This window comes from Neorhizobium sp. T7_12 (assembly GCF_002968535.1).
In the GTDB taxonomy this organism is placed as follows: Bacteria; Pseudomonadota; Alphaproteobacteria; order Rhizobiales; family Rhizobiaceae; genus Neorhizobium; species Neorhizobium tomejilense.
This window is the reverse complement of record NZ_PVBK01000007.1, coordinates 100,603-125,438: the sequence shown is the minus strand read 5'-3', so window position 1 is coordinate 125,438 and position 24,836 is coordinate 100,603. Positions and strand designations below refer to the sequence as shown.

Below are 24,836 nucleotides of genomic sequence, written 5' to 3'. Positions count from 1 at the left end.
CGAACGCCTATTTCGGAACTGACAATGCTCCAGGAGGAGCACCCATGACACGCGAACGCATCTATCTCTTCGACACTACGCTGCGCGACGGGCAACAGACCCCCGGCGTCGATTTTTCCGTCGAGGACAAGATCGCCATCTCCAACCTGCTGGACGAGTTCGGTCTCGACTACGTCGAGGGCGGTTATCCCGGCGCCAACCCGACCGACACCGCCTTTTTCTCGCAGAAGCGCACGGTGAAATCGAAATTCGTCGCCTTCGGCATGACCAAGCGGGCCGGCATTTCGGCCTCGAACGATCCGGGGCTGGCCGTCCTGCTGCAGGCGAAAAGCGACGCCACCTGTTTCGTCGCGAAAAGCTGGGACTATCACGTGCGAGTCGCGCTCGGCTGTACGAACGAGGAGAACCTCGAGGCGATCCGTGATAGCGTCGAGGCCGCCCGCGGCGCGGCTAAGGAAGCCCTGGTCGATTGCGAGCATTTCTTCGATGGCTACAAGGCCAATCCCGAATATGCGCTTGCCTGCGCCAGGACGGCCTATGAAGCCGGTGCGCGCTGGGTGGTGCTCTGCGACACCAATGGCGGCACCCAGCCGGGCGAGATCCGCGCCATCGTCGAGGCGGTGATCGCGTCGGGCATTCCTGGCGCCTCGCTCGGCATCCATGCCCATGACGATACCGGCCAGGCGGTCGCCAATTCGCTCGCCGCGATCGAGGCGGGCTGTCGGCAGATCCAGGGGACGCTGAATGGCATCGGCGAGCGCTGCGGCAATGCCAATCTGGTGACGATCATCGCGACGCTTGCCCTGAAGGACGCTTACGCCACCCGGTTCGAGACGGCGATCGACGCGGAGCGGCTGACCGGGCTCACCCGCCTCAGCCACGCCTTCGACGAGCTCTTGAACCGCTCCCCGAACCACCAGGCGCCTTACGTCGGCGCTTCCGCCTTCGCCACCAAGGCCGGCATCCATGCCTCGGCGCTACTCAAGGACCCGCGCACCTATGAACACGTGACGCCGGAAAGCGTCGGCAACCTGCGCAAGGTGATGGTCTCCGACCAGGGCGGCAAGTCGAACTTCATCAACGCCCTGAAGCGCCGCGGCATCGAGGTCGGCAAGGACGACCCGAAGCTCGACCAGTTGATCTCGATCGTCAAGGAGCGCGAGGCGACCGGATATGCCTATGAGGGCGCCGACGCGAGCTTCGAACTGCTCGCCCGCCGCACGCTCGGCACCATTCCGGAGTTCTTCTCCGTCGAAGGTTTTCGGGTGATGGTCGAGCGCCGGTTCGACAGCCACGGCCGCATCAAGATCGTCTCCGAAGCGGTGGTCAAACTCGTCGTCGACGGCCAGACCCTGATGTCGGTCGCCGAGGGCGACGGTCCGGTCAACGCGCTCGACCGGGCGCTGCGCAAGGATTTCGGCAAATACCAGCACGAGATCGACGACCTGGTGCTCGCCGACTTCAAGGTGCGTATCCTCAACGGCGGCACCGAGGCGATCACCCGCGTGCTGATCGAATCCACCGACGGCGACGGCGTGCGCTGGTGGACGGTCGGCGTCTCGGAAAACATCATCGACGCCTCGTTCCAGGCGCTGATGGACTCGGTCATCTACAAGCTGATGAAGAACCGGGAACTGGCGGGCAAGATCGCCGCGGAGTGAGGCTTGTAAAACGCTACACACTCGATCGGCCCGGCTAACCATCATATATGGGCGCGGGTCGATCGTTTCCTCGACTTCGGCGGCATGCTGGTCTAATGCTCCGGTAGCGACGAATAGACAGAGGTTTTGGTCGAGCCAAGAACCGGCACCTTTGCACCCCGATCTGCGGCTCCTCCCTGAAGGAGCGCAATCGCAACCTGCGGAAAGCCTGCCCATGACGGCGTCCCCGAATTTTCGTACCGAACCTTGACCGGCTCCAACCCGCCCTCATCGCTCGAATTGCTTGGCTGGTCCGACTTCTTTGCGGCTCAGGTCGAGCCGGGCGAAGCGGATCTCGTACCCCGGCGCGTCGCTTCGGTTCACCGGGCGCGCATCGATGCTATCGACATCAGCGGGCCAGTCGAGATCGAACTTCCGCCCAATAGCAATACCGCGGATTTTGCGGTCGGCGACTGGGTTCTTGCCGACCCGCTGACGGGCATGCTCGTGCGCCGGCTCGACCGGAAAACCGTGTTTCAACGGCGTGCGGAAGGCGGGCACGGCCAGCAGCTTGCCGCGGCCAATGTCGATACGCTGTTCATCGTCACGTCGTGCAATGCCGATTTCAACCCGGGGCGGCTGGAACGCTACCTGATCATGGCCAACCAGGCCGCGACCAATCCGGTGATCGTGCTGACCAAGGCCGACACGGTCGAAGATGCCGGTCCGTTCGAGCAGCAGGCCAAGGCGCTGCAGCGTGACCTGCCGGTGGTCGTCCTCAATGCGCGTACAGCGGATGCCGTTGCCTTGCTGAAGCCCTGGTGCGGCGTCGGGCAGACCGTAGCGCTGGTGGGCTCCTCCGGCGTAGGGAAGTCGACGCTGGTGAACACCCTGGCCGGCCCTCAATCTGACACGATGCAGAAGACCGGAAGCATCCGCGAACGTGATGCAAAGGGGCGTCACACCACGACGGCACGATCGCTGCACGCGATTGCCGGCGGGGGCTGGGTAATCGATACGCCGGGTATTCGGACGCTCTATGTCAGCGACGTCACCGACGGCATCGATACGCTGTTTGCCGAAATCACCGATCTGGCGCCGAATTGCCGGTTTCGCGATTGCACCCACGCCCACGAACCGGGCTGCGCCGTGCAGGCAGCCGTTGCCAAAGGCGAACTTTCTGCCGAGCGCCTGGAACGCTGGCGCAGCCTGCTTGCGGAAAACCGCGACAGGACGCCGGTGCTGAGCGGCCCAAAGGGCAACAAGATCGTCCGCAAGAAGAAATACTGAAGGTTTCGCGCGCGAATACCCGCCCTGAAGGAGTTGGCAGGTGGCCCCGATTCCTGTGGCCCCGATCCGGGCCATTGTATTTCAGGGGATTTCGTACCATATAGGCGGCACATTGAGGCAGCCGCTCGCGGTAATGACGCAGCAGCGCCTGGCAACCAACCCCCTCACTATTCATTAATCCAAAGAGGCCTCGGCATTCTGCCGGAGCATCGAGATCGGAGACGTTCATGTCTGATAAAAAAACAAACACCCCGGACCAGCCTTACCAGCCCATCCCCTTTGCCAAGAAGCATCGCATTTCGGTTGAGGATGCGAAGGCGATCATCGAAAAGCACGGCGCAGACCGGAAGTCGGCCGACAAGGAAGCTCGGCGCGTAGCCGTCTAATCCTTCTCGCCTGCAAGACGACTGGAAGAACCGGAGACTGAGGATGCCGCACCCGGCTATTGAACCTTCAGTCCCAGTTCCGCCAGGATATCTCCGGCCTGCTGCCGCGAGATCGTTGCCCCCTTGAACTTCCTGGCGTCGATCAGCTTCAGTCCGCCGAGGTCCGCACCGCGCAGATCGGCCCCTTCGAACCTGGCATCGACGAGCCCCGTGTCACGCAGGCTGCAGCCGTCGAACACGACGTCGCGAAAATCGCATTTCGACAGATCGGCCATGCCGAAATCGACCCGCTCGATCCGGGACTTCCGGAACGACAGTGCGGGAAGTCTCGCCTGCGCCAGGATGGTCTCCTTGAACGACAGGCCAAGCGACGCGATCCGCGTCAGGTTGGCACCGGTCAGCTTGCAGCCGACGAACCGGGTGTCGTTCATTTTGGCTTCCAAAAAAGCGGCGTTGTTGAAGTCGCAATTCCCGAACTCCACCTCGGCGAGGTTGGCGCCTGTAAAATTGGCGAACGCCCCCCGGCACCCCTCGAACTTCGCCCCTTCCAGGTCGGCGGCCCGCAGATTGACGGTCGTCATCCTGCAGTTTCGAAATTCCCAGCGCTGAAGATCGAGCCCCGACAGGTCCGCTTCCTCCAGCGTGCAGTCTTTCAGGACCACCCTGTTTCCGGCCGCCGTAAAGTCGAGCACCTCGGCGCGTCCTATCTGTTGTTCGGAAACCTCGATGGGATCCTGCTCCGCCATGACCTTCGCCTCCGCCGACATTCGTTCGGCGTGATTGATCAGAGATTCGGGTTGGAAACAATCGGCGAGGCGGAACGGTGCGGCACACTCCCTCTGATCTCCCTCCTTGAGGAGGAGATCGGTATGCCGCTGTCTCTCTCCACGATTGACCGCCTTAAGTGGCTCCCCTCACACCTCCTCAAAACTTAGCCCCCAATCCTCCTCGCCATACCACTCGCCCTCTTGAGGCGGCCGATGCCAGCGCAGGCTGCGGACCTGATAGCCGCGGCGGGAGCGGAAGGCTTCCGCCAGCCCCTCGTGACGGCCTGGCGGAGGTGGCTGCTGGCCTTCCGCCCAGACGAAGGAGACCGGCTGCAGGAACCTGGCGCCAAAACCCGACGCTCGCCGGTCGATCATCAGGAAACCCGCAGAACGGGTAAACCCGCTCCGCCGGCCGTTGTCGATCGCCGGAAAGCCGAGCGGGAAGAGCGCGCGCCCGGAAACCGCGAGATTGTCGATCCAGGCGGCCGGCGGGTGGTCGAGCGCGAAATTGGCGTAGATCACGTCCGCGTCCTTCTTCGGCCATTCTGTCGCGTCGCCGCGGACGAGTTCGACATTCGCGTAACCCGCCAGGTTCTGCCGTGCCCTGTCCGCGAGAGCCTCGTCATATTCGACGGCGGTCACCCGGCCCGACGGCCCCACGAGCTCGGCGATGATGGCGGTGTAATATCCGGTCCCGGCGCCGAGATGAGCGACGGTCTCTCCTTCGCGGATGCCGAGCGCGTGAAGGGCCCCGGCATGCAGCGACGGCATGCCGTTGTTGACGCCGCGGCCCGTATCCAGCCCAACCAGCACATCCTGGTAAAGCACCAGCGGATCGGTGGAAGCGAGCTCGCGGTAGTTGCGAAAGTCGTTATAGACCCAGGGCGGCGGGCCGACGAATTGTTCGCGCGGCACCTTGGCGAAGGCCGCGAAAAGGCGGGCGTCCGCACTCACGCCGGCCTTCGCCAAGATCTGGCGGGCATAGATCTGCCGGTGCAACGGCTGGCTTTCGAAATCCATCCAACTCCTCCCTTCTGACACGGGCTCACTATCGCAAGCCAAGCCGACAGAATCGCGACAAACGATAGGTTCTTCAATGAAATGAATTGGTCCGGCTCAACCTATTCGTTTAAACGGGGGATAACCAGAACAACATACCGGAAACACCCCACATGGCCACCGACACCGCCGCGGCGACGACCGTAAAGAACGAAGATACGCCGCGTGGCTTCGCCTTCGGGCTGACGGCTTATTTCCTCTGGGGCTTCCTGCCGTTCTACCTGAAGGCCGTCGCCCATATTCCTTCGCTCGAAGTGCTGGCGCACCGGGCGATCTGGTCGGTGCCGGTCGCCGGGATCGTTCTGTTGATCCTGCGTCGCACGGGTGATCTCAAGGTGGCGGTGCAGAACCCGCGCATGCTGGCGATGGCCTGCCTGACCGCGCTGATCATCATGGCGAACTGGGGCATCTATGTGTGGGCGGTCGCCGCCGGGCGGGCGCTCGATGCGGCGCTCGGGTATTTCATCAATCCGCTGTTCAGCATTTTCCTGGCAGCGGTGCTGCTCAAGGAGCGGTTGGCGCCGGTTCAGCTCGCCGCGATCGGCCTTGTGGTGGTGGCGGTGGCTATCCTCACCTATGATGCGGGCGGATTGCCGTGGGTTTCGCTGGCGCTCACCTTCACCTGGGGGTTCTATGCGCTGTTCCGCAAAACCCTGCCGATCGGCCCGAATCAGGGTTTCTTCCTGGAAGTTTTTCTGATCAGCATTCCCTGCCTGCCCTATGTGATCTGGCTGGAATCGACCGGCCAGGGCCATCTCCTCAATTCGACCGGCTGGGACACGTTCATCCTGATGGCCGCCGGCATCGTCACCGCCGCGCCGCTGATGATCTACGCCAACGGCGCAAAACTCCTGAAGCTCTCGACCATCGGCATCATGCAGTATATCGCGCCGACGATGATCTTCCTGATCGCGGTCTTCGCCTTCCACGAGCCGCTCAGCCCCGTGAAGCTCGGGGCCTTCGTCCTGATCTGGACGGCGCTGGCAATCTATACCTGGTCGCTTCTCAAGCAAGCGCGCGGCCGATAGGCCTTTCCCGGAGCATTCCCATGAAAATCAGCGATATCCCGTTCGGTACCACCGACTGGAGCGCCATTCCGAAGACAGAGCACAAGGGCGACACGGGGCTGGCGACCTGGCAGACCTGCCATTTCGGCGGGATCAGGGTGCGGATGGTCGAATATACCCCGGGCTATCTCGCCGACCACTGGTGCGTCAAAGGCCATATCCTGCTCTGCCTCGAAGGCGAGCTGACGACCGAACTCGCCGACGGCCGGGTCTTCGTGCTGACGCCCGGCATGAGTTATCAGGTGGCCGACGATGCTGAGCCCCACCGCTCCTCGACATCGGTCGGCGCAAAACTCTTCATCGTCGACTAGGGCTCAAGCGCCGGCGCTTACAGCCTTGAAATCACCGCGCCCTCGCCGCTCGTCGGCGGGCGCTCCTCGCCCTGTTCCAGGATCGCCGGAACGATGTCCTCGACGTCGGCGATGACCAACGGCTGGACGAGATGCGCACGGTGGATGAACCCCTGTTCGCGCATGTGGGTGATGAGGTCGAGCATCGGATCCCAGAAACCGCCGATATTGGCGAACACCATCGGCTTCTCATGCCGTCCGAGCTGCGCCCAGGTCATGATCTCGACGATCTCCTCCAAGGTGCCGATGCCGCCCGGCAGGGTCACGAAAGCGTCAGCGCGCTCGAACATCTTGTGCTTGCGCGCATGCATGTCCTCCGTCACAATCAGCTCGTTGAGCTGGCCGAGCGAATGGCGCGTGGCCTCCATGTCGACCAGGAATTCTGGAATGATGCCGGTGACCTGACCGCCGTTCGACAGAACGCCGGCCGCGACCGCACCCATGATGCCCTTGGTGCCTCCGCCATAGACAAGCCGAAGCCCGTGGGCGGCGATGGATTTTCCGAGCGCACGGCCGGCTGCAAGGTAGGCGGGATCGCGCCCCGGCTGCGAGCCGCAGTAAACGCAGATGGATCGAATCGGCACAGTTTTCTCCGCAACGCATTTCAAAGGGAGGGCCAAACCAGGCCCCGGTCGTCAAAATTGACGGGAAATGCCCGGAAGAGCAAGGGTTTATCGTGTGAAAAGCTTGTGAATGCGGGAGGAAAAGGTTAATCCGAATATGCGATGGCTATAGCTGTCGGGAGAGGCATTGATGATGAAAAACCGCGCCGGCTGGCTGGCTCTGATCGTATTGGCTATCGCATCGCTGCTGATGGTGTTCTTGGTGATGCCTGCGATAAACAAGGATTCCAAGCCGATCGGCGACGCGATCAATGCCGCAGGCAATGCCGTCAAGGACGCGGTGACGGAACCGCAGCCGACGGCCAGGGCGCCCGATGCCGCAAAGCCGGCCGATCAGGCCGCTGCCACGGCGCCGCAGACGGCTCAGCCTGCCACGTCTTCCGCAGCAGGCCAGGCCGCGGCAATGACGCCGCCCTCCTTCGACGTGCTGCGCGTCGAACCGGACGGGTCGACCGTGATCGCCGGCCGCGCCGCCCCCAATTCCAAACTCGAAGTCACTGACGGCGCCGCGATCGTCGCCAAGGTCGACGTCGGCCCGAGCGGCGATTTCGCCGCCATCCTCGACAAGCCGCTGCCGCCCGGTGACCACCAGCTCGTGCTCAAGGCGATCGGCAAGGATGGCAAGACCACCCTGTCGGAAGAAACGGCGACCGTCTCGGTGCCCGCCGATAAGAACGGCAAGCTGCTTGCCATGGTCACCAAGCCCGGCAAGGCAAGCCGCCTGATCGCGACCCCGGACGCCGCAACGCCGCCTGGCACGAGTGCCGCGCAGCCGGCAGCCCAGGCCGCGGCAGCTTCGCCCGCTACCAATCAGGCTCCGGCCAGCCCCGCGCTTGCCGCCCCCTCGGCTGCGCCGTCGACCAGTACCTCCGTTGTCGCCCTGCCGGCACCGCCGGCCGGCTCGTCCAATCTCGCATCTTCCGCGCCGAGCATACCGGTCTCGGCGCCCGCCTCTTCGGCGGCGACATCCGCTGCGCCTGAACTGCGCATCACCGCTGTCGAAATCGAGGGCAACAAGATTTTCGTCGCCGGCAACACGAAGGCCGGCACCATGCTGCGTGGCCAGGCCGACGGCCGGCCGATCGGTACCGCCCAGGCGGGCCAGGACGGCAGTTTCGTGATCGAAGGGGCGATCGACCTTGCAGTCGGCGACCACCGGATCGGCGTCGAGGTTGTCGGAGCCGGCGGACAGGCTCTGGTACGGGTCGAAGTGCCCTTCAACCGCCCGGCCGGAGACCAGGTCGCTGCCGTCGCAGCGCCGCAGGCCGCCAATAACGGCATGTCGGCGGCCGACAGCGGCGCCTTCGACAAGCTGCGCAACGAAACGGTACGCGCCTTCAACCTGCTGCGCGGGCTTTACGACAACGGCCGCGTACCCTCGGCGGAACAGATGGCAGCCGCCCGCTCCGCCACTTCGATCGCCCTGAAATCGCTCTCCGAATATCGCCTGCCGGCCGATGCGGCCGCCTCCGCCCGGGTGCTTGCCGAAACCACCGTCCAGAACGCCGCGGCAGCGGTTGCCGCCCTCGACGCGCTTCCCAAGGATGTCGCAAGCGTCGGTGCCGGCCTGAAGCGGATCGGCGAAATGATCGCCCGCGCCGTCGGCCCGACCATCGCCCGCGAGCTGCAAGGCGTCCAGGCCACCACAGCCGCCCCGATGACGGTCACCGATGCCAGCGGCACCCGCACCATCCAGCAGGAGCCGCTGACCCAGAGTGAACGCAGCTCGGTGATCATCCGCCGCGGCGACACGCTCTGGCAGATCTCCCGCCGCGTCTACGGCCAGGGTGTGCGCTACACGACGATCTACCTCGCCAACGAGGCCCAGATCCGCAACCCCGACGTCATCCAGCCCGGCCAGATCTTCGGCGTGCCCGACGCGGCCCTGCCGGACGCTGAAGAACTCCATCGCCAGCGGATGATACAGCGCCGGTCGTAAGGGGGCGCAAGACGTTCTGGTATGCGAGGGTGACGCAAAAAGATCCCCTCCCGGCCTGCCGGCCACCCTCCCCACAAGCGGGAGGGAAATATGCGGGACGCTCACCGTTCTCCGACGAAGCGCATATTGTTCACTGAAGCACTCATCTCTCAACAGACCACGAATAGGCGGACATTGACGCGTGGATTGTGCGCGACATCGCGCCTGGGTTTCCCTCCCCCTTGTGGGGAGGGTGGCCGGCAGGCCGGGAGGGGTTTGCCGGGATAATTTCATTTGGGTAGAAAAAATGCATCCAGCCCAACCACCGCCGCCATCTCAATCCACTGCTCAAAAGACCCTTGGACGGCCAATGGCCACGCCGGCTGCCGTTCGGCCAGCTTGGCGCAGGTTAGGAGGAATACCGCGGTGATCAGGCGGCGTGCTCGCATATTATCTCCGGCTCTGATCCATGCCGCGCGGACAGGAGAAGAAAATGGTTTCCAGCGTTAATTCCATTCGGACTTGGTCCTCTCAGGCGGCCCTCAATGCATTCAATGATGTCTCCAACAACAGGGCGCCCGGCAGTTCGGCGTCCGGCTCGTCCTCCACTTCGCTCGCCGATATACTGTTTTCCAGCGGCAGCGGCGGTGACGACGACTACGAGGACGACAAGATCGCAGCGCTGATCGCCTCGCTGCAGCAGACCATGAACGGCAGTGTCCCGGACACCGCAGGCGACGGATCGGTCGGCGACATGTCCAGCAAGGCGTTCATGAAGGCGCTGCAGGAGAAGCTGGACGCGCTGAAGGCGAGCCCCGACAGCAAGGCGATGGCCGAGGTGATGCAGAAGGCGCTCGCCGCCGGCACGCTGAAGATGACCGACGCTGTCGCCGGCGACCAGATCACCGCCTGGGACATTACCGACGGCAAGCAGACCTCGGCCGGCATTACCTCCGTCGACAAATCCGACTGGACCCAGTTCCTCAAGGACCGTCTGACACGGGACGACGGCGGCAAGTTCGTGCGCAACGCCGACGGCAGCTATATCGAGAAGGCGACCGGGGCCAGCTCCTATTTCGGCATGGTCGGCGAGGCCTATTATTACATTTCCTGGCCGACGCCGGCAGCGACCACCAAGCCGGCAGCCGGCACCGCGCCCGCCGCCTCCACCAGCACCAAGTGATCGCCACCGGCGAGGGCGGGAGACATCCAGCCTTCGCCGCATCGCCCGGACGGTCCGTGCCGGCCCTGAAGTTTCACGAAACCGTCATTGCAACATTCTTCCCCGGACCTTATGTGCGGGAGGCGTTTCGACGCGCCTGTCCCGGAGACATTGATGGCGAATAACAAGAAGACCATTTCGGCGGATGCCAGCAATCCGCTCGGCACGCTCGTCAACCTGTGGCCCTATATGTGGCCGGAAGGGCGCGCCGACCTGAAGGCCCGCGTCGTCTGGGCGACCTTCTACCTCTTCCTCGCCAAGTTCGTGCTCTTGACGGTGCCCTATTTCTTCAAATGGGCGACGGATGCACTGAACGGCAAATTGGATATGGCAGGTCTCCTGCCTGCCTTCCTGCTTGGCGCCGTGGTGCTGGTCATCGCGCTCAATTTCACCCGCATCCTGCAGGTGGGGCTGAACCAGCTGCGCGACGCGCTGTTTGCCTCGGTCGGGCAATATGCGGTGCGCCAGCTCGCCTACCGTACCTTCGTGCACATGCACCAGCTCTCCCTGCGCTTTCATCTGGAGCGCAAGACCGGCGGCCTGTCTCGGATCATCGAGCGCGGCACCAAGGGCATCGAAACGATCGTCCGCTTCACCATTCTCAACACCGTGCCGACTCTGCTCGAATTCCTGCTGACGGCCATCATCTTCTGGGTCGCTTACGGCTTCTGGTACGTTCTCGTCACCGCCGTCACGGTGGCGCTCTATATCTGGTTCACGGTGAAGGCCAGCGACTGGCGCATCGCCATCCGCCGCTCGATGAACGACAGCGACACCGACGCCAATACCAAGGCGATCGATTCGCTCCTCAATTTCGAGACGGTAAAATATTTCGGCAACGAGGAGATGGAAGCCAAGCGCTTCGATAGTTCGATGGCGCGCTACGAGAAGGCGGCGACCGACGTCTGGACTTCGCTCGGCTGGCTGAACTTCGGCCAGGGCGTCATCTTCGGCCTCGGCACGACTGTCATGATGGTGATGTCGGCGCTGGCCGTGCAGCGCGGCGAGCAGACGATCGGCGATTTCGTGTTCGTCAACGCGCTGCTGTTGCAGCTTTCCGTGCCGCTCAACTTCATCGGTTTCGTCTACCGCGAAATCCGCCAGGGGCTGACCGATATCGAGCAGATGTTCGAACTGCTCGAAGTGCAGCCGGAGGTCGTCGATCGGCCGGATGCCGCGCCTCTCGCCATCCCCCAAGGGTCGATCTCCTTCAAGGACGTGCATTTTTCCTATGATCCGGCCCGGCCGATCCTCAAAGGCGTCTCCTTCGACGTGCCGGCTGGCAAGACGGTGGCGATCGTCGGGCCCTCGGGCGCCGGCAAATCGACTATTTCCCGCCTGCTCTACCGGTTCTACGACATCCAGGACGGCTCGATCACCATCGACGGCCAGGACGTGCGGGACGTGACCCAGCATTCGCTGCGCGCGGCGATCGGCATGGTGCCGCAGGATACGGTGCTGTTCAACGATACGATCGCCTACAACATCCGCTACGGCCGCCCCTCGGCGAGCCAGGAAGAAATGCTTGCCGCCGCCGAAGTGGCGCAGATCGGTCACTTCATCAGCGCCCTGCCCGACGGTTTCGATACCAAAGTCGGCGAACGGGGCCTGAAACTTTCAGGCGGCGAGAAGCAGCGCGTGGCGATCGCCCGCACCGTCCTCAAAGCCCCGCCGATCCTGATCCTCGACGAGGCGACCTCGGCGCTCGACACCACGACCGAACACGAGATCCAGTCGGCGCTCGACGTCGTCTCCAAGAACCGCACGACGCTGGTGATCGCCCACCGTCTTTCGACCATCATCGGCGCCGACGAGATCATCGTCCTGCGCGACGGGCTGATCGCGGAGCGCGGAACGCACAGTTCGCTGCTCGAACAGAACGGGCTCTACGCCTCGATGTGGAATCGCCAGCGCGAGGCGGTGCAGGCCGAAGAGCAGCTGCGCAAGGTGCGCGAAAGCGACGACCTCGGGGTGGTGCTGCGCGGCGTGCCGGCGGCGGAATAGGCCGGCGGCGCAATGAACTTCGGAAAGGGACGGATCTCAACGTGAAACGATACCTCACCCCCCGCATGCTCGTCCTCGGCGGCATCGCGATCGCCTATGTGCTGGTGCTGATCTTCTTCGGCTCGCCGCTGCTCGCCTTCACCACCTGGATGGGCTGGGTCGATCCGCAGGCCGCACGGTAAGCGGACGCACTGTTCACAGGGCGGCGACTGTTCATGTCGCGGTCGAGATGCCATCTAACGTGTAACTTCAGACACAGTAAATTCACGGTGGTAACGCAATGAAAAAGATCGGCTTTCTCTCCTTCGGGCACTGGACGCCCTCGCCGCAGTCGCAGGCGCGGTCGGCATCCGACGTCCTGCTTCAATCCATTGATCTCGCGGTCGCCGCCGAAGAACTCGGCGCCGACGGCGCCTATTTCCGCGTCCACCATTTCGCCCGGCAGCTCGCCTCGCCCTTCCCGCTTCTGTCGGCCGTCGGCGCCCGCACCAAGCGCATCGAGATCGGCACCGCCGTCATCGACATGCGTTATGAAAACCCGCTCTACATGGCGGAAGACGCCGGCGCTGCCGACCTCATCGCCGGCGGACGCCTGCAGCTCGGCATCAGCCGCGGCTCGCCGGAACAGGTGATCGACGGTTTCCGCTATTTCGGCTACCAGCCGGCGGAAGGCGAGACCGATGCCGATATGGGCAGGCGCCATGCGGAAGTGCTCTTCGACGTGCTGCGCGGCGAAGGTTTCGCCAAGCCCAACCCGCGGCCGATGTTCCCCAACCCGCCCGGCATGCTGCGCCTCGAGCCGCATTCGGCAGGCCTGCGCGACCGCATCTGGTGGGGCTCGAGCTCCAACTCGACCGCCGTCTGGGCCGCCAAGCTCGGCATGAACCTGCAGAGTTCGACGCTGAAGACCGACGAGAGCGGCAAGCCGTTCCACATCCAGCAGGCCGAGCAGATCCGCATCTACCGCGAAGCCTGGAAGGAGGCCGGCCACGCCCGCGAACCGCGCGTCTCCGTCAGCCGCAGCATCTTCGCGCTGATGAACGACACGGACCGCGCCTATTTCGGCGGCAGCGGCGAGAGCCAGGACCAGATCGGCAATATCGACCCGCAGACGCAGGCGATCTTCGGCCGCTCCTATGCCGCCGAGCCGGACAAGCTGATCGACCAGCTGAAGGCCGACGAGGCGATCGCCGAGGCCGATACGCTGCTGCTCACCGTGCCGAACCAGCTTGGCGTAGAGTACAATGCGCATGTGCTGGAGAGCATCTTGAAGCATGTGGCGCCGGGGCTGGGGTGGCGCTGAGATAGCCCACAGTCGGAGAACGCAGTTGCCGAAAGCTCCAGCGACCTCCTTGCGGGATGTCGCTGGAGCCAGTAGGGGGCGGTGATGCGGCAGGCACGGCGGTCGGTTGGGATCGGCCTGCTGTAGCCTCAGCGATCACTTCGGCATTTCAAGCCAGGCGGTGTGTCCGGTCAGCCGGTGCATCCCGGCACGATATTCATCTTCCGAGGTCGACCAGCGCAGGCGGGCATATTCTTCCACATCCGGGCCGACCTGATAGCGAAGGCGACCCGTCGCGTCGACGGCCGCCGCATAGATCGCCTCGACCACCGACTGCTCTTGCGTCGAAGCGAACGGGTAGTTGATCATCGACTGCAGCATGTGGTCGAAATAGGGTTTATAGCTTTCCGGCAGCGGAGCCGCTTGTGATGCGGCCATTCCGGTGGCGGTGAAATTCGTGCTGCGCATCGCGCCCGGCTGGATCAGCCGGACCTTGATGTTCTGCGACGCCAGTTCGTAGGAGAGCGATTCGGACAGACCTTCCACGGCCTGCTTTGAGGCACTGTAGAGCGATAGCAGCGGCATGGCCGCGATCCCGACACCCGAACCGACGTTGACGATAGTGCCGCCGTTTCGCCGGTGAAGATGCGGCAACGCCGCCTGGATGACGTTCATCATGCCGAAGACATTGGTCTCGAAGATCTGGCGGATCGCCTCCGCCGGCGTCGCCTCGAAGATCGAGACCATGGTGATGCCGGCATTGTTGACGACCGCGTCGAGGCCGCCGAAGCGCTCTACGCCGGCCTGGATTGCGGCCTCTATGCTCGCCGGATCGGCGACGTCGAGGGCTGCGACCAGAATGCGGTCGGGATACTGATTGGCAAGATCCGGGTCCGGCCTGCGCATCGTCGCGATGACGTTCCAGCCCTTTCCCGCGAAATGGCTGGCGGTCATCTTTCCGAGGCCCGACGAGCAGCCGGTAATGAGAATGGTCTTGGTCATGATCTGGCTCCAATATGTTGATGCGCCTTCACTAGACCAGCCGATCGGAACATTCTATAATGGAAACTCCGAAAACTATTACGGATCGTCCCGATGGATGCTCTTGCCGACGTCATCAAGCTGCTTCGCCCGTCCACCGTTCTGCTCGGCAGCATGTCGGCCAGAGGGAGGTGGGGCGTTCGCGTGCCGGAACAGCCGGGGCCGACCTTCTACTTCGTCACACAAGGCCGGTGCTGGTTCAGGACCCATGACGGCGGCCCCGTCGAGCTGCAGGAGGGAGATTATATTCTCTCGGCTAGACCGCTTTCGGATTCGTTCCTCAGCGATATCAACGCGCAAACCGAGCTGTCGGACGATGCCTTCAAGGCCCGACATACCGTTGACGGCGAGATTCGTGTTGGCGAAGAGGGATCGGGACCAGCGACGCGTGTCCTCGGCGGCCTCATCCAATGTGATCCCGCCAATGCCGATCTGCTGATCGGGCTTCTGCCGCGTCTCGTACATGTGCGGGCCACGGAGCAGACTGGCGCGCGATTGCGGGCGCTGGTCTCGATGATCCTGGAGGAAGCCGGCGACCCACGGCCCGGGCGCGACGCCGTCCTCTGCCGCCTGATCGAGGTCATGCTCATCGAGACCCTGCGCCGCGAGGCGGCCTGGGCGCCACATGCGGGCCTGCTGGGAGGGCTTGCCGATCCGCAGCTCGCCCAGGCGCTCGGCCATATCCATGCCGATGTCGCCCGCGGCTGGACGGTCGGCGAGCTGGCAAGGCGGGTCGGCATGTCGCGCTCGGTCTTCGCCCGCCGTTTTTCCGAGACTGTCGGCGTCGCGCCGGTCGAATATCTGCTCGGCTGGCGGATGGCGTTGGCGAAAGACGTGCTGCTGCGCGGCCGCGGATCGCTGGAGGAGATCGCCGGGGCGGTCGGCTACAAGTCAGCCAGCGCCTTCAGCACTGCCTTCAGCAACAGGGTCGGTTGTCCGCCGAGCGAATACGCATCGCATCTGCAGGCCGGGCGGAAATGAGGATCGGCATTTTTCCGGCATATCCGCGCTGCGGTTTCGGCGATACGGAACCGCATTGCCGCAAAAACGGTTTCGCTGTAGTCAGATGGCACTGACATACGGGAGAAAACGTTGATCAACCTCTTCGACACCATCCGCAACACGCTCGTGCCGATCCACAAGGAAGGTTACATCTTCGTCGCCGCCTTCTTCATCGCCTCGCTGATCCTCGGTTATATCGCCGAGCCGCTGTTCTGGATCGGCCTGGTGCTGACTTTGTGGTGCGCCTACTTCTTCCGCGATCCGGAACGGGCGGTGCCGCAGGACGACGACCTCATCCTCAGCCCTGCCGATGGCCGCATCAGCCATGTCGCCATGGTCGTGCCGCCGGTCGAACTGCAGCTGGGTTCCGAACCCATGCTGCGCATCTCGGTGTTCATGAACGTGTTCGACTGCCACATCAATCGCTCGCCGGTGCGCGGCCAGGTGTCGCGCATCGAATACCGCCCAGGCCAGTTCATCAATGCCGAACTCGACAAGGCCTCCGAGGACAACGAGCGCAACGGCCTCGTCATCGAAACCCGCCACGGCAAGGTCGGCGTGGTGCAGATCGCCGGCCTGGTGGCGCGGCGCATCGTCTGCTGGGTGAAGCCCAGCGAACCGGTCAATGCCGGCGAACGATTCGGCCTGATCCGCTTCGGCTCCCGACTCGACGTGTTCGTGCCGGCCGGCGGCCAGGCGCGAGTGTCCGTCGGCCAGCTCGCCATCGGCGGCGAGACCGTGCTTGCGGAATTCGGCTCGACCAAGGGCCCGATCATCAGCCGCCGCACGTAAAGGGAAGACAAAGCCTCATGGAGACGCCCGCCTCGCCGCCCTCGCCCCCTCATTCGCACAGGGAACACAACCGCCCGAACGAAGAGGCCCGCGGGCCGCGCCTGCGCGAAATCCCGCTCCGGCTGCTGGTGCCGAACCTCATCACCGTGCTTGCCATCTGCGCCGGCCTCACCGGGATAAGGCTCGCCTTCGAGGGGCGTTTCGAACTGGCGGTCGCCATGGTGCTGCTGGCCGCCTTCCTCGACGGCATCGACGGGCGCGTGGCACGGCTCCTGAAGGCCACCTCCAAATTCGGCGTGCAGATGGATTCGCTTGCCGACATTATCAATTTCGGCGTCGCGCCAGCATTGGTCTCCTACGCCTTCCTGCTCGACCAGGCACATTCGATCGGCTGGATCGCGGCGCTGCTCTATGCGATCGCCGCCGGCCTGCGCCTCGCCCGGTTCAACGTCATGGAGGACCGCAACATCAAGGCCGACTGGCAATCGGAATTTTTCGTCGGCGTGCCGGCGCCGATGGGCGCCATGCTGGTGCTGCTGCCGGTCTATCTGGGCTTCCTCGGGCTCGAGGCGACGCCTGTCTTCGTATACGTCAGCGTCGCCTATACGCTGCTGATCGGCTACCTGCTGGTGTCCCGCCTGCCCGTCTGGTCCGGCAAGTCGAGCCGCATCCGCCGCGACCTGATGCTGCCGATCATGCTTGCCGTGGTGCTCTATGTGGCGCTGCTGATGAGCTATACGTGGGAAGTGCTGTCGATCACCGTCGTCGGGTACCTCCTCGTCCTGCCGTTCAGCGCGCGCGCCTGGCACCGCCGCTACGGCACGATCACGATCGAGGATGACAGTGCTAACGTCTGAGGGCAGGCGCACTCGGTAAGTTGCAACTTCCGCGCAACAGTTTCCCGCAAGATGACAGTTCTACGAATACCGGGCGGCACTGCCGGCTTGCCGGCCACGATTCCGCCCGCTTTTATGGGAAAAGCCGCGATCGCAAAATGCAAACAAGAGATTCGCGTGTTGAGGAGACAGCCATGAGCACCGAGAAGAAGATTGAATCCAAACCGGAAATGACCACGCCCTACCGTCCGCTGGGCCTGAAGGCCGTGGTTGCGGCCGCCCTGATGCTGAACCGCAAGCCGAAGCTTACCCCTGCAGGCTGATCAGGCCCGCTGAGCCGGATCAGGGACCAGGCAAGCGACGAGTCATTCGCCGCTGAAAAAGCTCCACAGGAGTCCCAGCGCGAGAAGGCCCATGACGATCCCGATCACGACATCCAGCACCCGCCAGGCGGCGGGTCTGGCAAACAGCGGCGCCAGAAACCGCGCGCCGTAACCGAGCCCGAAGAACCAGACGAACGAGGCAATCGCCGCACCGGCGCCATAGGCCACGCGTTCCGCCCCTTCGAAGGCCGCAGACAGGCTGCCGAGCAGCACGACCGTATCCAGATAGACATGCGGGTTGAGGAAGGTGAAGGCCAGGCAGGTCAGAACCGCCGCCTTCAGCCCCATCGGTTCCGGCGCGCCCGCCACCAACGCGGCCGGTTTTACCGCCCGGCGGAAGGCCATCACGGCATAAAGCCCGAGAAACACCGCGCCGCCCAGCGTCACCACCGAGATCAGCACGGGAGATTGCGCGACGATCGTGCCGAGCCCGCCAACGCCGGCGGCGATCAACGTCGCATCCGACAGGGCGCAGATCAGGCAGAGGATGAAGACATGGGCGCGAATCAGCCCCTGGCGCAGGATGAAGGCGTTCTGGGCGCCGATGGCGATGATCAGCGAAGCCCCGAGTGCGAGGCCGGAAAGGCCGGCGGAAAACAGGTTCATGGCATTGTCCGTCTAGGAAGGAGGCCGAGGATCAGAAAAGCGACATCTGGGTGGAGTCGGATTTCGGCTTTTTCGGCGGCTCCTCTTCCGGTTGGGCGACAGCGACCGGTTTCTGCAGATCCGGACCCATGTTCGCGACCTTGTTGACGAGGTCGGAGACCGGCAGCGCCTCGAAAAAATCTTCCTGAACGGGCCGCATCAGGTCGGCCACCTCGCGCGGCTCCTGCGTCCTGCAGTCTAGCCAGCGGGAAAAATCCTCGGGCGCGACGACGACCGGCATGCGGTCGTGGACATGGCGGATGCCGCCGTTCGCCGTGGTCGTCATGATCGCGGCGGTATCCACCTCGGAACCGTCGGCCGAAGACCAGGTTTCCATCAGGCCGGCAAAGGCGACGACGCCGCCGCGCTTGGGACGTATCCAATAGGCCTGCGGCTTGACGCCGCTTTCCTTCGGCGGCCGGCGCCATTCGTAGAAACCGGTGGCGGGGATCAGGATACGGCGATGGCGCATGGCGGCGCGGAATGACGCCTTTCCGATCGCCGTTTCGGAGCGCGCGTTAATCAGCAGCGGAAACTCCTTCATGTCCTTTACCCAGCCGGGAATCAGGCCCCAGCGGGCAAGGAAGGCACGGCGCTCCGGCAGGTTGCTGCCCGGCTCACGTTTTTCCGAGGACATGACGACGAGGATCGGCTGGGTCGGCGCGATATTGTAGCGTGCAGGGAAATCGTCGAGATCCGCCAGGCTGAAGAATTCCGAAATATCCTTGGGAGTCGCCGTCAGGGCGTAGCGTCCGCACATGCGAACTATGTGGCATCGGCCTTTCAAAGGGTCAAGCGCCGATCAGGCGCTGATGTCATGCGCTCCTGGGGCCAAACAGGATGATCGCCCCGCCGACCAGGCACACAGTGACGCCGAGAATGTCCCAGCGGTCCGGCACCCGGGCCTCGATGGCCCAGAGCCAGAGGATCGAGGCGAGGATATAGATGGCGCCATAGGCCGCATAGGTGCGGCCCGCCGCCTCGCTCGGCACCAGCGCCAGCAGCCAGGCGAAAGCGACCAGCGATACCATGCCCGGCACCAGCCACCAGACCGGCTTTCCCAGCCTGAGCCATGCCCAGAAGGCGAAACAACCGGCAATCTCGGCAAGGGCGGCGAGGAAGTAGAGGGTGTAGGTTTTCATCGATTGCCTACCCGAAATCCTGCGGCTTCACATCCTGCGCACCGTGCATGACCCGGAGAACCACGATCCGGTCGAGATAGCAGCGATAGTAGATGCAGCGTTGCCGATAGGGAAAGCCGCGCAGGCCGGGCGAAATATGGTCACGCGGCGAACCGGTGAAATCCACCTCGGCAATCCAGGCGATCTTGGCGGTGATGTCCGCCAGGAACTCCCGGGCATAGAAGGGACTGCTTTCTGCGATAAAGTGACGGATGGCACGCAGGTCTTCGCGCGCAAGAGGTGCTACGATGAGGCGCTTGGGGCTAATGACCGTCGCCTTCGCTCATGACGTCAGCAAGCAGGTCTGCACCCGAGGCATATTCCTCACCGAGGCCCGCCTCGATTTCCGCATCCGCCGCATTGATCGCATGGCGCAGCGACTGGATGCGCATCTCATAGTCCGCAAGCATACGTATGCCTGCCCGAACGGCTTCGGTCTCGGTGCCAAAGCGGCCGTTCTTGACCAGATCGGACAGGATGCCATCATAGGCATCGCCCAACGAGAATGTTTTCGCACGTGCCATGGCAAGCTCCTTTGCATGAAGCATACGATGAAATACAATACTTTTACAATATTGGCTGGACGGATGCGGCAGGTCGGCCTCATTGGAACAGGCGGCGGTTTGGATGATGTCGATGGCGGAATATGAAGTAAGAAGGCCGATCCAGCGTTGCCCGTCACATCCCGGCGCGTTGCTTGAGGAGATCATCCCGGCAACCGGCAAGACAAAGGTCGAGATCGCCGGGCTGCTCGGCATCTCCCGCCAGCAGCTCTACGATATACTGCGCGAGCGCAAGCCCGTCTCGCCGAATGTCGCAGCCCGGCTCGGGAAGATGTTCGGCGATGGTGCCGCTATCTGGCTGCGCATGCAGGCCGCCCATGACGCCTGGCACGCGGAACGCGAGGTGGACGTCAGCAACATTCCGACTTTGAGCGCGGCGTGAAGTGTTCCCGGCCCATTGAACCGCAAAGACCGTAACATGCCCTCCTCCCCCCAAGCCGCGTCCTCCGCCATTCTCGAACGGGATGGCCGGTTTCTGCTGATTCGGCGGGTGAACCCGCCGTCGATGGATCTGTTCGCCTTTCCGGGCGGGCGGGCGGAGCCCGGCGAGACGCCGGACCAGACGGCGGTGCGGGAATTTCTCGAGGAGACCGGCATTGCGGTGCGCAATCCCGTCCTCTTCGCGACCTACGACCTGAAGAGCGAGAAAGAGGACAGGCGGCATTTCTTTCTGTCGGTCTTCCGTGTGGAGGCCGATCCCGACGCCCAGGCGATCGCCGCCGACGATGCGGCCGATGCCGGCTGGTATACGGTCGAGGAGATCCGCGGCCTGGCCGTGCCAGCGAGCGTGCTCGAATGCGCCGAGAGGCTGGCGGCGGAGATCAATGCCCGCTAAGAATGCTCGCAAAACCGGCGCAATCGCGCCGGATCGGGACCCGTTCATGAAGCTCCTTCCGCGACTTGGCTGCCTGACGCTGCTGGCAATCCTGGCGGCGACGCCGCTTGCCGCCCAGCCGGCGAAACAGCAGCCGGCGGCGCCGTCCCCGCCTCCGCCGGCCGAGGAAAAGCCGGCGCCTTATGACGTACAACTGACGCGGCTTGCGGAAGTGCTCGGCTCGATCCAGTATCTTCGCACGCTCTGCGGCGTACCGACATCCGAATGGCGGGCCTCGATGCAGCAGCTGTTGGATGCCGATACCGGCACCGAACCGAAGCGCCGCGAGCGGTTGACGGCGGCCTTTAATCGGGGGTACCGGTCGTTTGCCGCCGTGCACACGTCCTGCACGGATGCGGCAAGGACCGCCGAGGAGCGTTATCGTATCGAAGGCGCAACACTTGCGACAGAAATCGCCGCCCGCTTCGGAAATTAGAGGATTATTTACCTCTTTTGGCAGGAGGCCGTGTCGTTTTGATAAAAGGCTGATAAAGTTTTTAACGGGCTAGTAATTAAACGGGCACCGAGGACGACAGAATGCAGACAGGCCGCAACGACATCGACGACATGATTGTGCATGAGAAGATGCAGGCTGCCTTGGAATATCAGAGTGAGGCATGGGCAGACGGCCGTGCCGACGGTATCGAGCCGGAAATCATCGCCGACGCAGCTCTGGTACTTGCCATGCGGGAGACCATCCGCATTCATGGAGAAATGGGCGCCGAAGCCATGCTCGATTCGCTCAAGAGCCGCATGCTCGCCGGCGAATTCTCCCCCGAGCGCACTGTTCAATAACGATAGAGGTTTCCCGTGCGGAATGCGGCGGAAACGACGATAGCCCAATTGATCATCCGCCTTTCGGCGGCAACGGTGTTTGCCGCGGCGGTCGCCGGCCATGCTCTTGCGCTCTCCGAGCTGCGCCCGAGCGACGAGCCCAGTCAGCCCGAGCAGGGACAGAGCCGCGCCATCCTCCAGGCCTTCGACGGTACGACCCTGCCGCAGCCGGGTCCTGCGATCAATCGGTCGGCACAGGCCGGCGACGCCAAGACGACCGCCCCCCCGGCGGATCCCAACGCCGCCAAGCCCGCGCCGGCCGACAGCAAGCCGGCGGAAATCATCCGAGACATGACCAAGCTGCCGGCACCGGTCAAGCACATGCGCGAACAGCTCGTCGAGGCCGCGGCCTCCGGCGACATCGCCCGCCTGCGCGCCCTGATGGGAACGGGTGCCACCCAGACGCAGGTGATGAACGGCGAGTTCGAGGACCCGATCGAAACGCTGAAGAGCTTTTCGGGCGACGCCGAAGGCCAGGAAATACTCGCCATCCTGCTCGACATCCTGTCCACCGGTGCTGCGCATTTCGACGTCGGCACGCCGGACGAGGCCTATGTCTGGCCCTATTTCGCAGGAAAGCAGCTTTCGACGCTGACGCCGCCCGAACGGGTCGACCTTCTACGCATCGTGACGGCCGGCGACCTCGCCGGCATGGAAGAGAACGGCAACTACAACTTCTTCCGCGCCGGCATCAGCCCGGACGGCAAATGGAAGTTCTTCTCCGGCGGCGACTGAGCGGGCGGCTTGATGGGTGCAGAACAGTGCGCCCAGCCGATCTCCCCCCTTGTGGGGGAGATGCCCGGCAGGGCAGAGGGGGGTAAACCTCCCAGCACACTCTTCCGCCACTGCATTTGCCGCACCGTTGCTACCCCCTCTGTCACCTGCGGTGACATCTGCCGCTCAAGGAGGGAGATCAGGGATAGTGCCGCGCCGGCTCGCCTCAACGAACTTTGTTGGCAATCTCCCCGAACGCCTTGCCGCCGCCCCCGCGAAGACTTAACTCTCAGGTTCAGAACAACCGGATTCCCGTGCCATGCCCGCCGCCTTTCTTCCCTCGCGAAGCCTGATCCGCCTCACCGGCAAGGATGCGCAGGATTTCCTGCAGGGGCTGATCACCACCGACATCGATTCCCTGCCGGAAGGTGAAGCCCGGCCGGGCGCGCTCCTGACACCGCAAGGCAAGATCCTGTTCGATTTCCTGGTCTGGCGGGAGGGAGACGGTTTCCTCATCGAGACCGAAACGGCCCAGCGCGAGGCGCTGATGCGGCGGCTGACGATGTATAAGCTGCGCGCAGCGGTGGATATCACGGCCGGTCCGGAAGACGGAATCACCGTGTTCTGGGGTGATGATTCGGGCAAGGGCTCGGTGAAGGATGCTGCCTTTGCCAAGGCCGGAATCCCCCTCGCCCGCGCTCCCGGCAAGCTGGATGACGGGCCGGAAGAAACCTATCACGCGTTGCGAATCGAAGCCGGCATCTCTCTCTCCGGGCACGACTATGCGCTGCAGGACGCCTTTCCGCACGACGTGCTGCTCGACCAGACGAGCGGACTTTCCTTCCGCAAGGGCTGCTATGTCGGCCAGGAAGTCGTGTCCCGCATGCAGCATCGCGGCACGGCGCGGCGGCGGGTGGCGATCGTTTCGGGCGAAGCCGCCCTGCCCGCTTCCGGCACCGAGATTATAGCCGGCGGCAAGCCGGTCGGCGCGCTCGGATCGGTTTTCGGCAACAAGGGACTGGCGATCGTGCGCATCGACCGCGTCGGCGACGCGCTGGCACGCGGCGTGCCGCTTTCTGTGGACGACGTGACCGTCAGCCTGGCGCTTCCCGCCTGGAGCGGGCTCTCCTTCCCCGTCGAGGCTGAAGAGGCCGAGACGTGAGCCCAGTGGTGACGGCACCACGTGCCTGGCAACGAATGCTGTCGGGACGCCGGCTCGACTTGCTCGATCCCTCGCCGCTCGACATCGAAATCTCCGACATCGCCCATGGGCTTGCCCGCGTCGCCCGCTGGAATGGCCAGACGCGCGGCGACCATGCCTTTTCCGTCGCCCAGCACTGCCTTGTCGTCGAGGAGATCTTCCGCCGCTGCAACGAGGCCTGCACGGCCGATGCCCTGCAGATGACGATACTGCACGACGCGCCGGAATATGTGATCGGCGACATGATCTCGCCGTTCAAATCGGTGGTCGGCGGCGGCTACAAGGCTGTCGAACAACGGCTGGAGGCGGCGATCCACCTGCGTTTCGGCCTGCCACCGCATCCGACCCGAGAGCTCAAGGCGCTGATCAAGAAGGCAGACACGATCGCTGCCTTTTTCGAGGCCACGGAACTTGCTGGCTTCTCGGTCACCGAGGCGCGGAAATTTTTCGGCCAACCGCGCGGCATCACCCGAGACATGCTGCCGATCCAGCCGATGCCGGCGCTGACGGCGCAGCAGCTTTTCCTCGACCGTTTCCATCAGATCGAGGCCGAGCGCGCAGGCAAGACGGCATGACCGCGATCGTCGTCTGTCCGCTGAGCTCCATCGCCGAGACAGCCGTCCGCCACAAGGCGCGCGAAATGGTGAGCCTGATCGCCGAGGGCCAGGACTTTCACCGGCCGGGCGTGATTGCCGCCGACCGCCACCTGAAGCTGGCGATGAACGACATCGGTTTTGCCGGCACGGGAGGTCTGATCGCGCCCAGCGAGGCGCATGTGGAAAGCCTGATCGGCTTTGTGCGCGACTGGGACCAGGCAGCGCCGATCGTCATCCATTGCTGGATGGGCGTCTCCCGTTCACCTGCCGCAGCGGTGATCGCCGTTCTCTCGCTACACCCGGAGGAGGACGATTTCGCGCTGGCTGCGAGGCTTCGCAGCGTCGCGCCGCATGCGACCCCGAATACGCGGCTGATCGAGATCGGTGACCGGCTGCTCGCCCGCAACGGCCGGCTGATTGCTGCCATCAAGGGGATAGGCCGCGGCGCCGAGACCGATGGCCGGGCCTCCTTCATCCTGCCGCTAAAAATCTCGCCTTGAACCAGAAAGTTGAATTTTCCTAATTGTTTAGCTCGGGGTGAAAAAGCTCCACTTTTATCTTGACGT

General features: G+C 63.8%; 31 protein-coding genes. 22 read left to right on the top strand and 9 right to left on the bottom strand.

The features are described from left to right. Positions 1-44: 44 nt before the first annotated feature. The 3 genes from cimA to C5J26_RS32755 all read left to right on the top strand — a co-directional run bounded on the left by cimA (position 45) and on the right by C5J26_RS32755 (position 3,316). On the top strand, positions 45-1,661 hold the full coding sequence (cimA, locus tag C5J26_RS17395) for a citramalate synthase (protein WP_105402895.1): 1,617 nt from the start codon (positions 45-47) through the stop codon (positions 1,659-1,661). A 246-nt stretch (positions 1,662-1,907) separates the two neighbouring features. Then, complete coding sequence (rsgA, locus tag C5J26_RS17390; RefSeq protein WP_105402894.1) at positions 1,908-2,930, top strand: ribosome small subunit-dependent GTPase A; 1,023 nt, start codon at positions 1,908-1,910, stop codon at positions 2,928-2,930. Positions 2,931-3,157: 227 nt separating this feature from the next. Continuing rightward, positions 3,158-3,316 (top strand): hypothetical protein, encoded by a 159-nt coding sequence (locus C5J26_RS32755; RefSeq protein WP_172724107.1) that lies wholly within the window; start codon positions 3,158-3,160, stop codon positions 3,314-3,316. Positions 3,317-3,372: 56 nt separating this feature from the next. Here C5J26_RS32755 and C5J26_RS17385 read toward each other — a convergent pair whose 3' ends face one another. Then, entirely contained in the window at positions 3,373-4,062 is a 690-nt protein-coding gene (locus C5J26_RS17385; RefSeq protein WP_105403014.1) for a pentapeptide repeat-containing protein, read from the bottom strand. Between the two features lie 168 nt (positions 4,063-4,230). Continuing rightward, a complete protein-coding gene (locus C5J26_RS17380) occupies positions 4,231-5,103 on the bottom strand; it encodes a protein-L-isoaspartate O-methyltransferase (RefSeq protein WP_105402893.1) in 873 nt (290 codons plus the stop codon). Positions 5,104-5,255: 152 nt separating this feature from the next. On the opposite strand from C5J26_RS17380, the gene rarD reads away from it, so the two are divergent. Both rarD and C5J26_RS17370 read left to right on the top strand, forming a co-directional pair. After that, positions 5,256-6,170 carry an EamA family transporter RarD gene (gene rarD / locus C5J26_RS17375; protein ID WP_105402892.1) on the top strand — a complete coding sequence of 305 codons (915 nt, stop codon included), beginning with the start codon at positions 5,256-5,258 and terminating at the stop codon, positions 6,168-6,170. A 20-nt stretch (positions 6,171-6,190) separates the two neighbouring features. Next, positions 6,191-6,520: a DHCW motif cupin fold protein gene (locus C5J26_RS17370; protein ID WP_105402891.1), complete on the top strand. Its 330-nt coding sequence runs from the start codon at positions 6,191-6,193 to the stop codon at positions 6,518-6,520. 17 nt (positions 6,521-6,537) lie between these two features. On the opposite strand, the gene C5J26_RS17365 is transcribed toward C5J26_RS17370, so the two are convergent. Next, positions 6,538-7,167: a TIGR00730 family Rossman fold protein gene (locus C5J26_RS17365; protein WP_105402890.1), complete on the bottom strand. Its 630-nt coding sequence runs from the start codon at positions 7,165-7,167 to the stop codon at positions 6,538-6,540. A 145-nt stretch (positions 7,168-7,312) separates the two neighbouring features. On the opposite strand from C5J26_RS17365, the gene C5J26_RS17360 reads away from it, so the two are divergent. The 5 genes from C5J26_RS17360 to C5J26_RS17345 all read left to right on the top strand — a co-directional run bounded on the left by C5J26_RS17360 (position 7,313) and on the right by C5J26_RS17345 (position 13,629). Next, positions 7,313-9,121: a LysM peptidoglycan-binding domain-containing protein gene (locus C5J26_RS17360; RefSeq protein ID WP_105402889.1), complete on the top strand. Its 1,809-nt coding sequence runs from the start codon at positions 7,313-7,315 to the stop codon at positions 9,119-9,121. Positions 9,122-9,593: 472 nt separating this feature from the next. Further along, a complete protein-coding gene (locus C5J26_RS17355; protein WP_105402888.1) occupies positions 9,594-10,283 on the top strand; it encodes a hypothetical protein in 690 nt (229 codons plus the stop codon). 153 nt (positions 10,284-10,436) lie between these two features. After that, entirely contained in the window at positions 10,437-12,326 is a 1,890-nt protein-coding gene (locus tag C5J26_RS17350; RefSeq protein WP_105402887.1) for an ABC transporter ATP-binding protein/permease, read from the top strand. Positions 12,327-12,367: 41 nt separating this feature from the next. Continuing rightward, positions 12,368-12,508, top strand: coding sequence for a hypothetical protein (locus tag C5J26_RS32750; protein ID WP_172724106.1), 141 nt, complete (start codon positions 12,368-12,370; stop codon positions 12,506-12,508). Between the two features lie 98 nt (positions 12,509-12,606). After that, positions 12,607-13,629, top strand: coding sequence for an LLM class flavin-dependent oxidoreductase (locus C5J26_RS17345; protein ID WP_105402886.1), 1,023 nt, complete (start codon positions 12,607-12,609; stop codon positions 13,627-13,629). A gap of 135 nt (positions 13,630-13,764) precedes the next feature. On the opposite strand, the gene C5J26_RS17340 is transcribed toward C5J26_RS17345, so the two are convergent. Then, positions 13,765-14,610 carry an SDR family oxidoreductase gene (locus C5J26_RS17340; RefSeq protein ID WP_105402885.1) on the bottom strand — a complete coding sequence of 282 codons (846 nt, stop codon included), beginning with the start codon at positions 14,608-14,610 and terminating at the stop codon, positions 13,765-13,767. 93 nt (positions 14,611-14,703) lie between these two features. On the opposite strand from C5J26_RS17340, the gene C5J26_RS17335 reads away from it, so the two are divergent. From C5J26_RS17335 to C5J26_RS33540, 4 genes are all read left to right on the top strand, one after another. Next, positions 14,704-15,630 (top strand): AraC family transcriptional regulator, encoded by a 927-nt coding sequence (locus tag C5J26_RS17335; protein ID WP_105402884.1) that lies wholly within the window; start codon positions 14,704-14,706, stop codon positions 15,628-15,630. Positions 15,631-15,744: 114 nt separating this feature from the next. Then, a complete protein-coding gene (locus C5J26_RS17330) occupies positions 15,745-16,443 on the top strand; it encodes a phosphatidylserine decarboxylase (protein ID WP_105403013.1) in 699 nt (232 codons plus the stop codon). Positions 16,444-16,460: 17 nt separating this feature from the next. Continuing rightward, on the top strand, positions 16,461-17,300 hold the full coding sequence (gene pssA, locus C5J26_RS17325; protein ID WP_105402883.1) for a CDP-diacylglycerol--serine O-phosphatidyltransferase: 840 nt from the start codon (positions 16,461-16,463) through the stop codon (positions 17,298-17,300). Positions 17,301-17,473: 173 nt separating this feature from the next. Then, positions 17,474-17,602 (top strand): hypothetical protein, encoded by a 129-nt coding sequence (locus C5J26_RS33540; protein ID WP_255759033.1) that lies wholly within the window; start codon positions 17,474-17,476, stop codon positions 17,600-17,602. 42 nt (positions 17,603-17,644) lie between these two features. Here the strand turns inward: C5J26_RS33540 and C5J26_RS17320 are convergent, their stop codons facing one another. The 5 genes from C5J26_RS17320 to C5J26_RS17300 are packed head-to-tail and all read right to left on the bottom strand — an operon-like array spanning position 17,645 to position 20,012. After that, positions 17,645-18,262, bottom strand: coding sequence for a LysE/ArgO family amino acid transporter (locus C5J26_RS17320; protein ID WP_206051198.1), 618 nt, complete (start codon positions 18,260-18,262; stop codon positions 17,645-17,647). A 37-nt stretch (positions 18,263-18,299) separates the two neighbouring features. After that, positions 18,300-19,067, bottom strand: a complete 768-nt coding sequence (locus tag C5J26_RS17315; RefSeq protein WP_105402881.1) for an SOS response-associated peptidase — start codon at positions 19,065-19,067, stop codon at positions 18,300-18,302. A 55-nt stretch (positions 19,068-19,122) separates the two neighbouring features. Beyond that, positions 19,123-19,449 carry a YnfA family protein gene (locus C5J26_RS17310; protein WP_105402880.1) on the bottom strand — a complete coding sequence of 109 codons (327 nt, stop codon included), beginning with the start codon at positions 19,447-19,449 and terminating at the stop codon, positions 19,123-19,125. A gap of 7 nt (positions 19,450-19,456) precedes the next feature. After that, positions 19,457-19,738 (bottom strand): type II toxin-antitoxin system RelE/ParE family toxin, encoded by a 282-nt coding sequence (locus C5J26_RS17305; RefSeq protein ID WP_371681929.1) that lies wholly within the window; start codon positions 19,736-19,738, stop codon positions 19,457-19,459. 13 nt (positions 19,739-19,751) lie between these two features. Then, the gene (locus C5J26_RS17300) at positions 19,752-20,012 is read right to left on the bottom strand and encodes a type II toxin-antitoxin system ParD family antitoxin (protein WP_105403012.1); all 261 of its coding nucleotides are present in this window, start codon (positions 20,010-20,012) and stop codon (positions 19,752-19,754) included. Positions 20,013-20,124: 112 nt separating this feature from the next. Here C5J26_RS17300 and C5J26_RS17295 point away from each other — a divergent pair, with 112 nt between their 5' ends. From C5J26_RS17295 to C5J26_RS17260, 8 genes are all read left to right on the top strand, one after another. Then, positions 20,125-20,433 carry a HigA family addiction module antitoxin gene (locus tag C5J26_RS17295; RefSeq protein ID WP_105403011.1) on the top strand — a complete coding sequence of 103 codons (309 nt, stop codon included), beginning with the start codon at positions 20,125-20,127 and terminating at the stop codon, positions 20,431-20,433. A 36-nt stretch (positions 20,434-20,469) separates the two neighbouring features. After that, positions 20,470-20,886, top strand: coding sequence for an NUDIX domain-containing protein (locus tag C5J26_RS17290; RefSeq protein ID WP_105402878.1), 417 nt, complete (start codon positions 20,470-20,472; stop codon positions 20,884-20,886). A gap of 46 nt (positions 20,887-20,932) precedes the next feature. Then, complete coding sequence (locus C5J26_RS17285; RefSeq protein WP_105403010.1) at positions 20,933-21,361, top strand: TIGR02301 family protein; 429 nt, start codon at positions 20,933-20,935, stop codon at positions 21,359-21,361. Positions 21,362-21,462: 101 nt separating this feature from the next. Then, positions 21,463-21,720, top strand: a complete 258-nt coding sequence (locus C5J26_RS17280; protein WP_007752665.1) for a hypothetical protein — start codon at positions 21,463-21,465, stop codon at positions 21,718-21,720. Between the two features lie 15 nt (positions 21,721-21,735). Next, positions 21,736-22,494, top strand: coding sequence for a hypothetical protein (locus tag C5J26_RS17275; protein ID WP_105402877.1), 759 nt, complete (start codon positions 21,736-21,738; stop codon positions 22,492-22,494). A gap of 298 nt (positions 22,495-22,792) precedes the next feature. After that, positions 22,793-23,635, top strand: a complete 843-nt coding sequence (locus tag C5J26_RS17270; protein WP_105402876.1) for a folate-binding protein YgfZ — start codon at positions 22,793-22,795, stop codon at positions 23,633-23,635. A gap of 35 nt (positions 23,636-23,670) precedes the next feature. Beyond that, entirely contained in the window at positions 23,671-24,249 is a 579-nt protein-coding gene (locus tag C5J26_RS17265; protein ID WP_105402875.1) for a YfbR-like 5'-deoxynucleotidase, read from the top strand. Further along, positions 24,246-24,770, top strand: a complete 525-nt coding sequence (locus C5J26_RS17260; RefSeq protein WP_105402874.1) for a tyrosine phosphatase family protein — start codon at positions 24,246-24,248, stop codon at positions 24,768-24,770. Before C5J26_RS17265 ends, C5J26_RS17260 begins: the two co-directional genes overlap by 4 nt. The last annotated feature ends 66 nt before the right edge of the window (positions 24,771-24,836 follow it).

Bases quoted from the DNA above. Each gene is read 5' to 3' on its own strand.
- cimA (WP_105402895.1), top strand. From the start codon at position 45: ATGACACGCGAACGCATCTATCTCTTCGACACTACGCTGCGCGACGGG.
- C5J26_RS32755 (WP_172724107.1), top strand. From the start codon at position 3,158: ATGTCTGATAAAAAAACAAACACCCCGGACCAGCCTTACCAGCCCATC.
- C5J26_RS17385 (WP_105403014.1), bottom strand. From the start codon at position 4,062: ATGGCGGAGCAGGATCCCATCGAGGTTTCCGAACAACAGATAGGACGC.
- C5J26_RS17380 (WP_105402893.1), bottom strand. From the start codon at position 5,103: ATGGATTTCGAAAGCCAGCCGTTGCACCGGCAGATCTATGCCCGCCAG.
- rarD (WP_105402892.1), top strand. From the start codon at position 5,256: ATGGCCACCGACACCGCCGCGGCGACGACCGTAAAGAACGAAGATACG.
- C5J26_RS17370 (WP_105402891.1), top strand. From the start codon at position 6,191: ATGAAAATCAGCGATATCCCGTTCGGTACCACCGACTGGAGCGCCATT.
- C5J26_RS17360 (WP_105402889.1), top strand. From the start codon at position 7,313: ATGATGAAAAACCGCGCCGGCTGGCTGGCTCTGATCGTATTGGCTATC.
- C5J26_RS17355 (WP_105402888.1), top strand. From the start codon at position 9,594: ATGGTTTCCAGCGTTAATTCCATTCGGACTTGGTCCTCTCAGGCGGCC.
- C5J26_RS17350 (WP_105402887.1), top strand. From the start codon at position 10,437: ATGGCGAATAACAAGAAGACCATTTCGGCGGATGCCAGCAATCCGCTC.
- C5J26_RS17345 (WP_105402886.1), top strand. From the start codon at position 12,607: ATGAAAAAGATCGGCTTTCTCTCCTTCGGGCACTGGACGCCCTCGCCG.
- C5J26_RS17340 (WP_105402885.1), bottom strand. From the start codon at position 14,610: ATGACCAAGACCATTCTCATTACCGGCTGCTCGTCGGGCCTCGGAAAG.
- C5J26_RS17335 (WP_105402884.1), top strand. From the start codon at position 14,704: ATGGATGCTCTTGCCGACGTCATCAAGCTGCTTCGCCCGTCCACCGTT.
- pssA (WP_105402883.1), top strand. From the start codon at position 16,461: ATGGAGACGCCCGCCTCGCCGCCCTCGCCCCCTCATTCGCACAGGGAA.
- C5J26_RS33540 (WP_255759033.1), top strand. From the start codon at position 17,474: ATGAGCACCGAGAAGAAGATTGAATCCAAACCGGAAATGACCACGCCC.
- C5J26_RS17315 (WP_105402881.1), bottom strand. From the start codon at position 19,067: ATGTGCGGACGCTACGCCCTGACGGCGACTCCCAAGGATATTTCGGAA.
- C5J26_RS17310 (WP_105402880.1), bottom strand. From the start codon at position 19,449: ATGAAAACCTACACCCTCTACTTCCTCGCCGCCCTTGCCGAGATTGCC.
- C5J26_RS17300 (WP_105403012.1), bottom strand. From the start codon at position 20,012: ATGGCACGTGCGAAAACATTCTCGTTGGGCGATGCCTATGATGGCATC.
- C5J26_RS17295 (WP_105403011.1), top strand. From the start codon at position 20,125: ATGGCGGAATATGAAGTAAGAAGGCCGATCCAGCGTTGCCCGTCACAT.
- C5J26_RS17290 (WP_105402878.1), top strand. From the start codon at position 20,470: ATGCCCTCCTCCCCCCAAGCCGCGTCCTCCGCCATTCTCGAACGGGAT.
- C5J26_RS17285 (WP_105403010.1), top strand. From the start codon at position 20,933: ATGAAGCTCCTTCCGCGACTTGGCTGCCTGACGCTGCTGGCAATCCTG.
- C5J26_RS17280 (WP_007752665.1), top strand. From the start codon at position 21,463: ATGCAGACAGGCCGCAACGACATCGACGACATGATTGTGCATGAGAAG.
- C5J26_RS17270 (WP_105402876.1), top strand. From the start codon at position 22,793: ATGCCCGCCGCCTTTCTTCCCTCGCGAAGCCTGATCCGCCTCACCGGC.
- C5J26_RS17265 (WP_105402875.1), top strand. From the start codon at position 23,671: ATGCTGTCGGGACGCCGGCTCGACTTGCTCGATCCCTCGCCGCTCGAC.
- C5J26_RS17260 (WP_105402874.1), top strand. From the start codon at position 24,246: ATGACCGCGATCGTCGTCTGTCCGCTGAGCTCCATCGCCGAGACAGCC.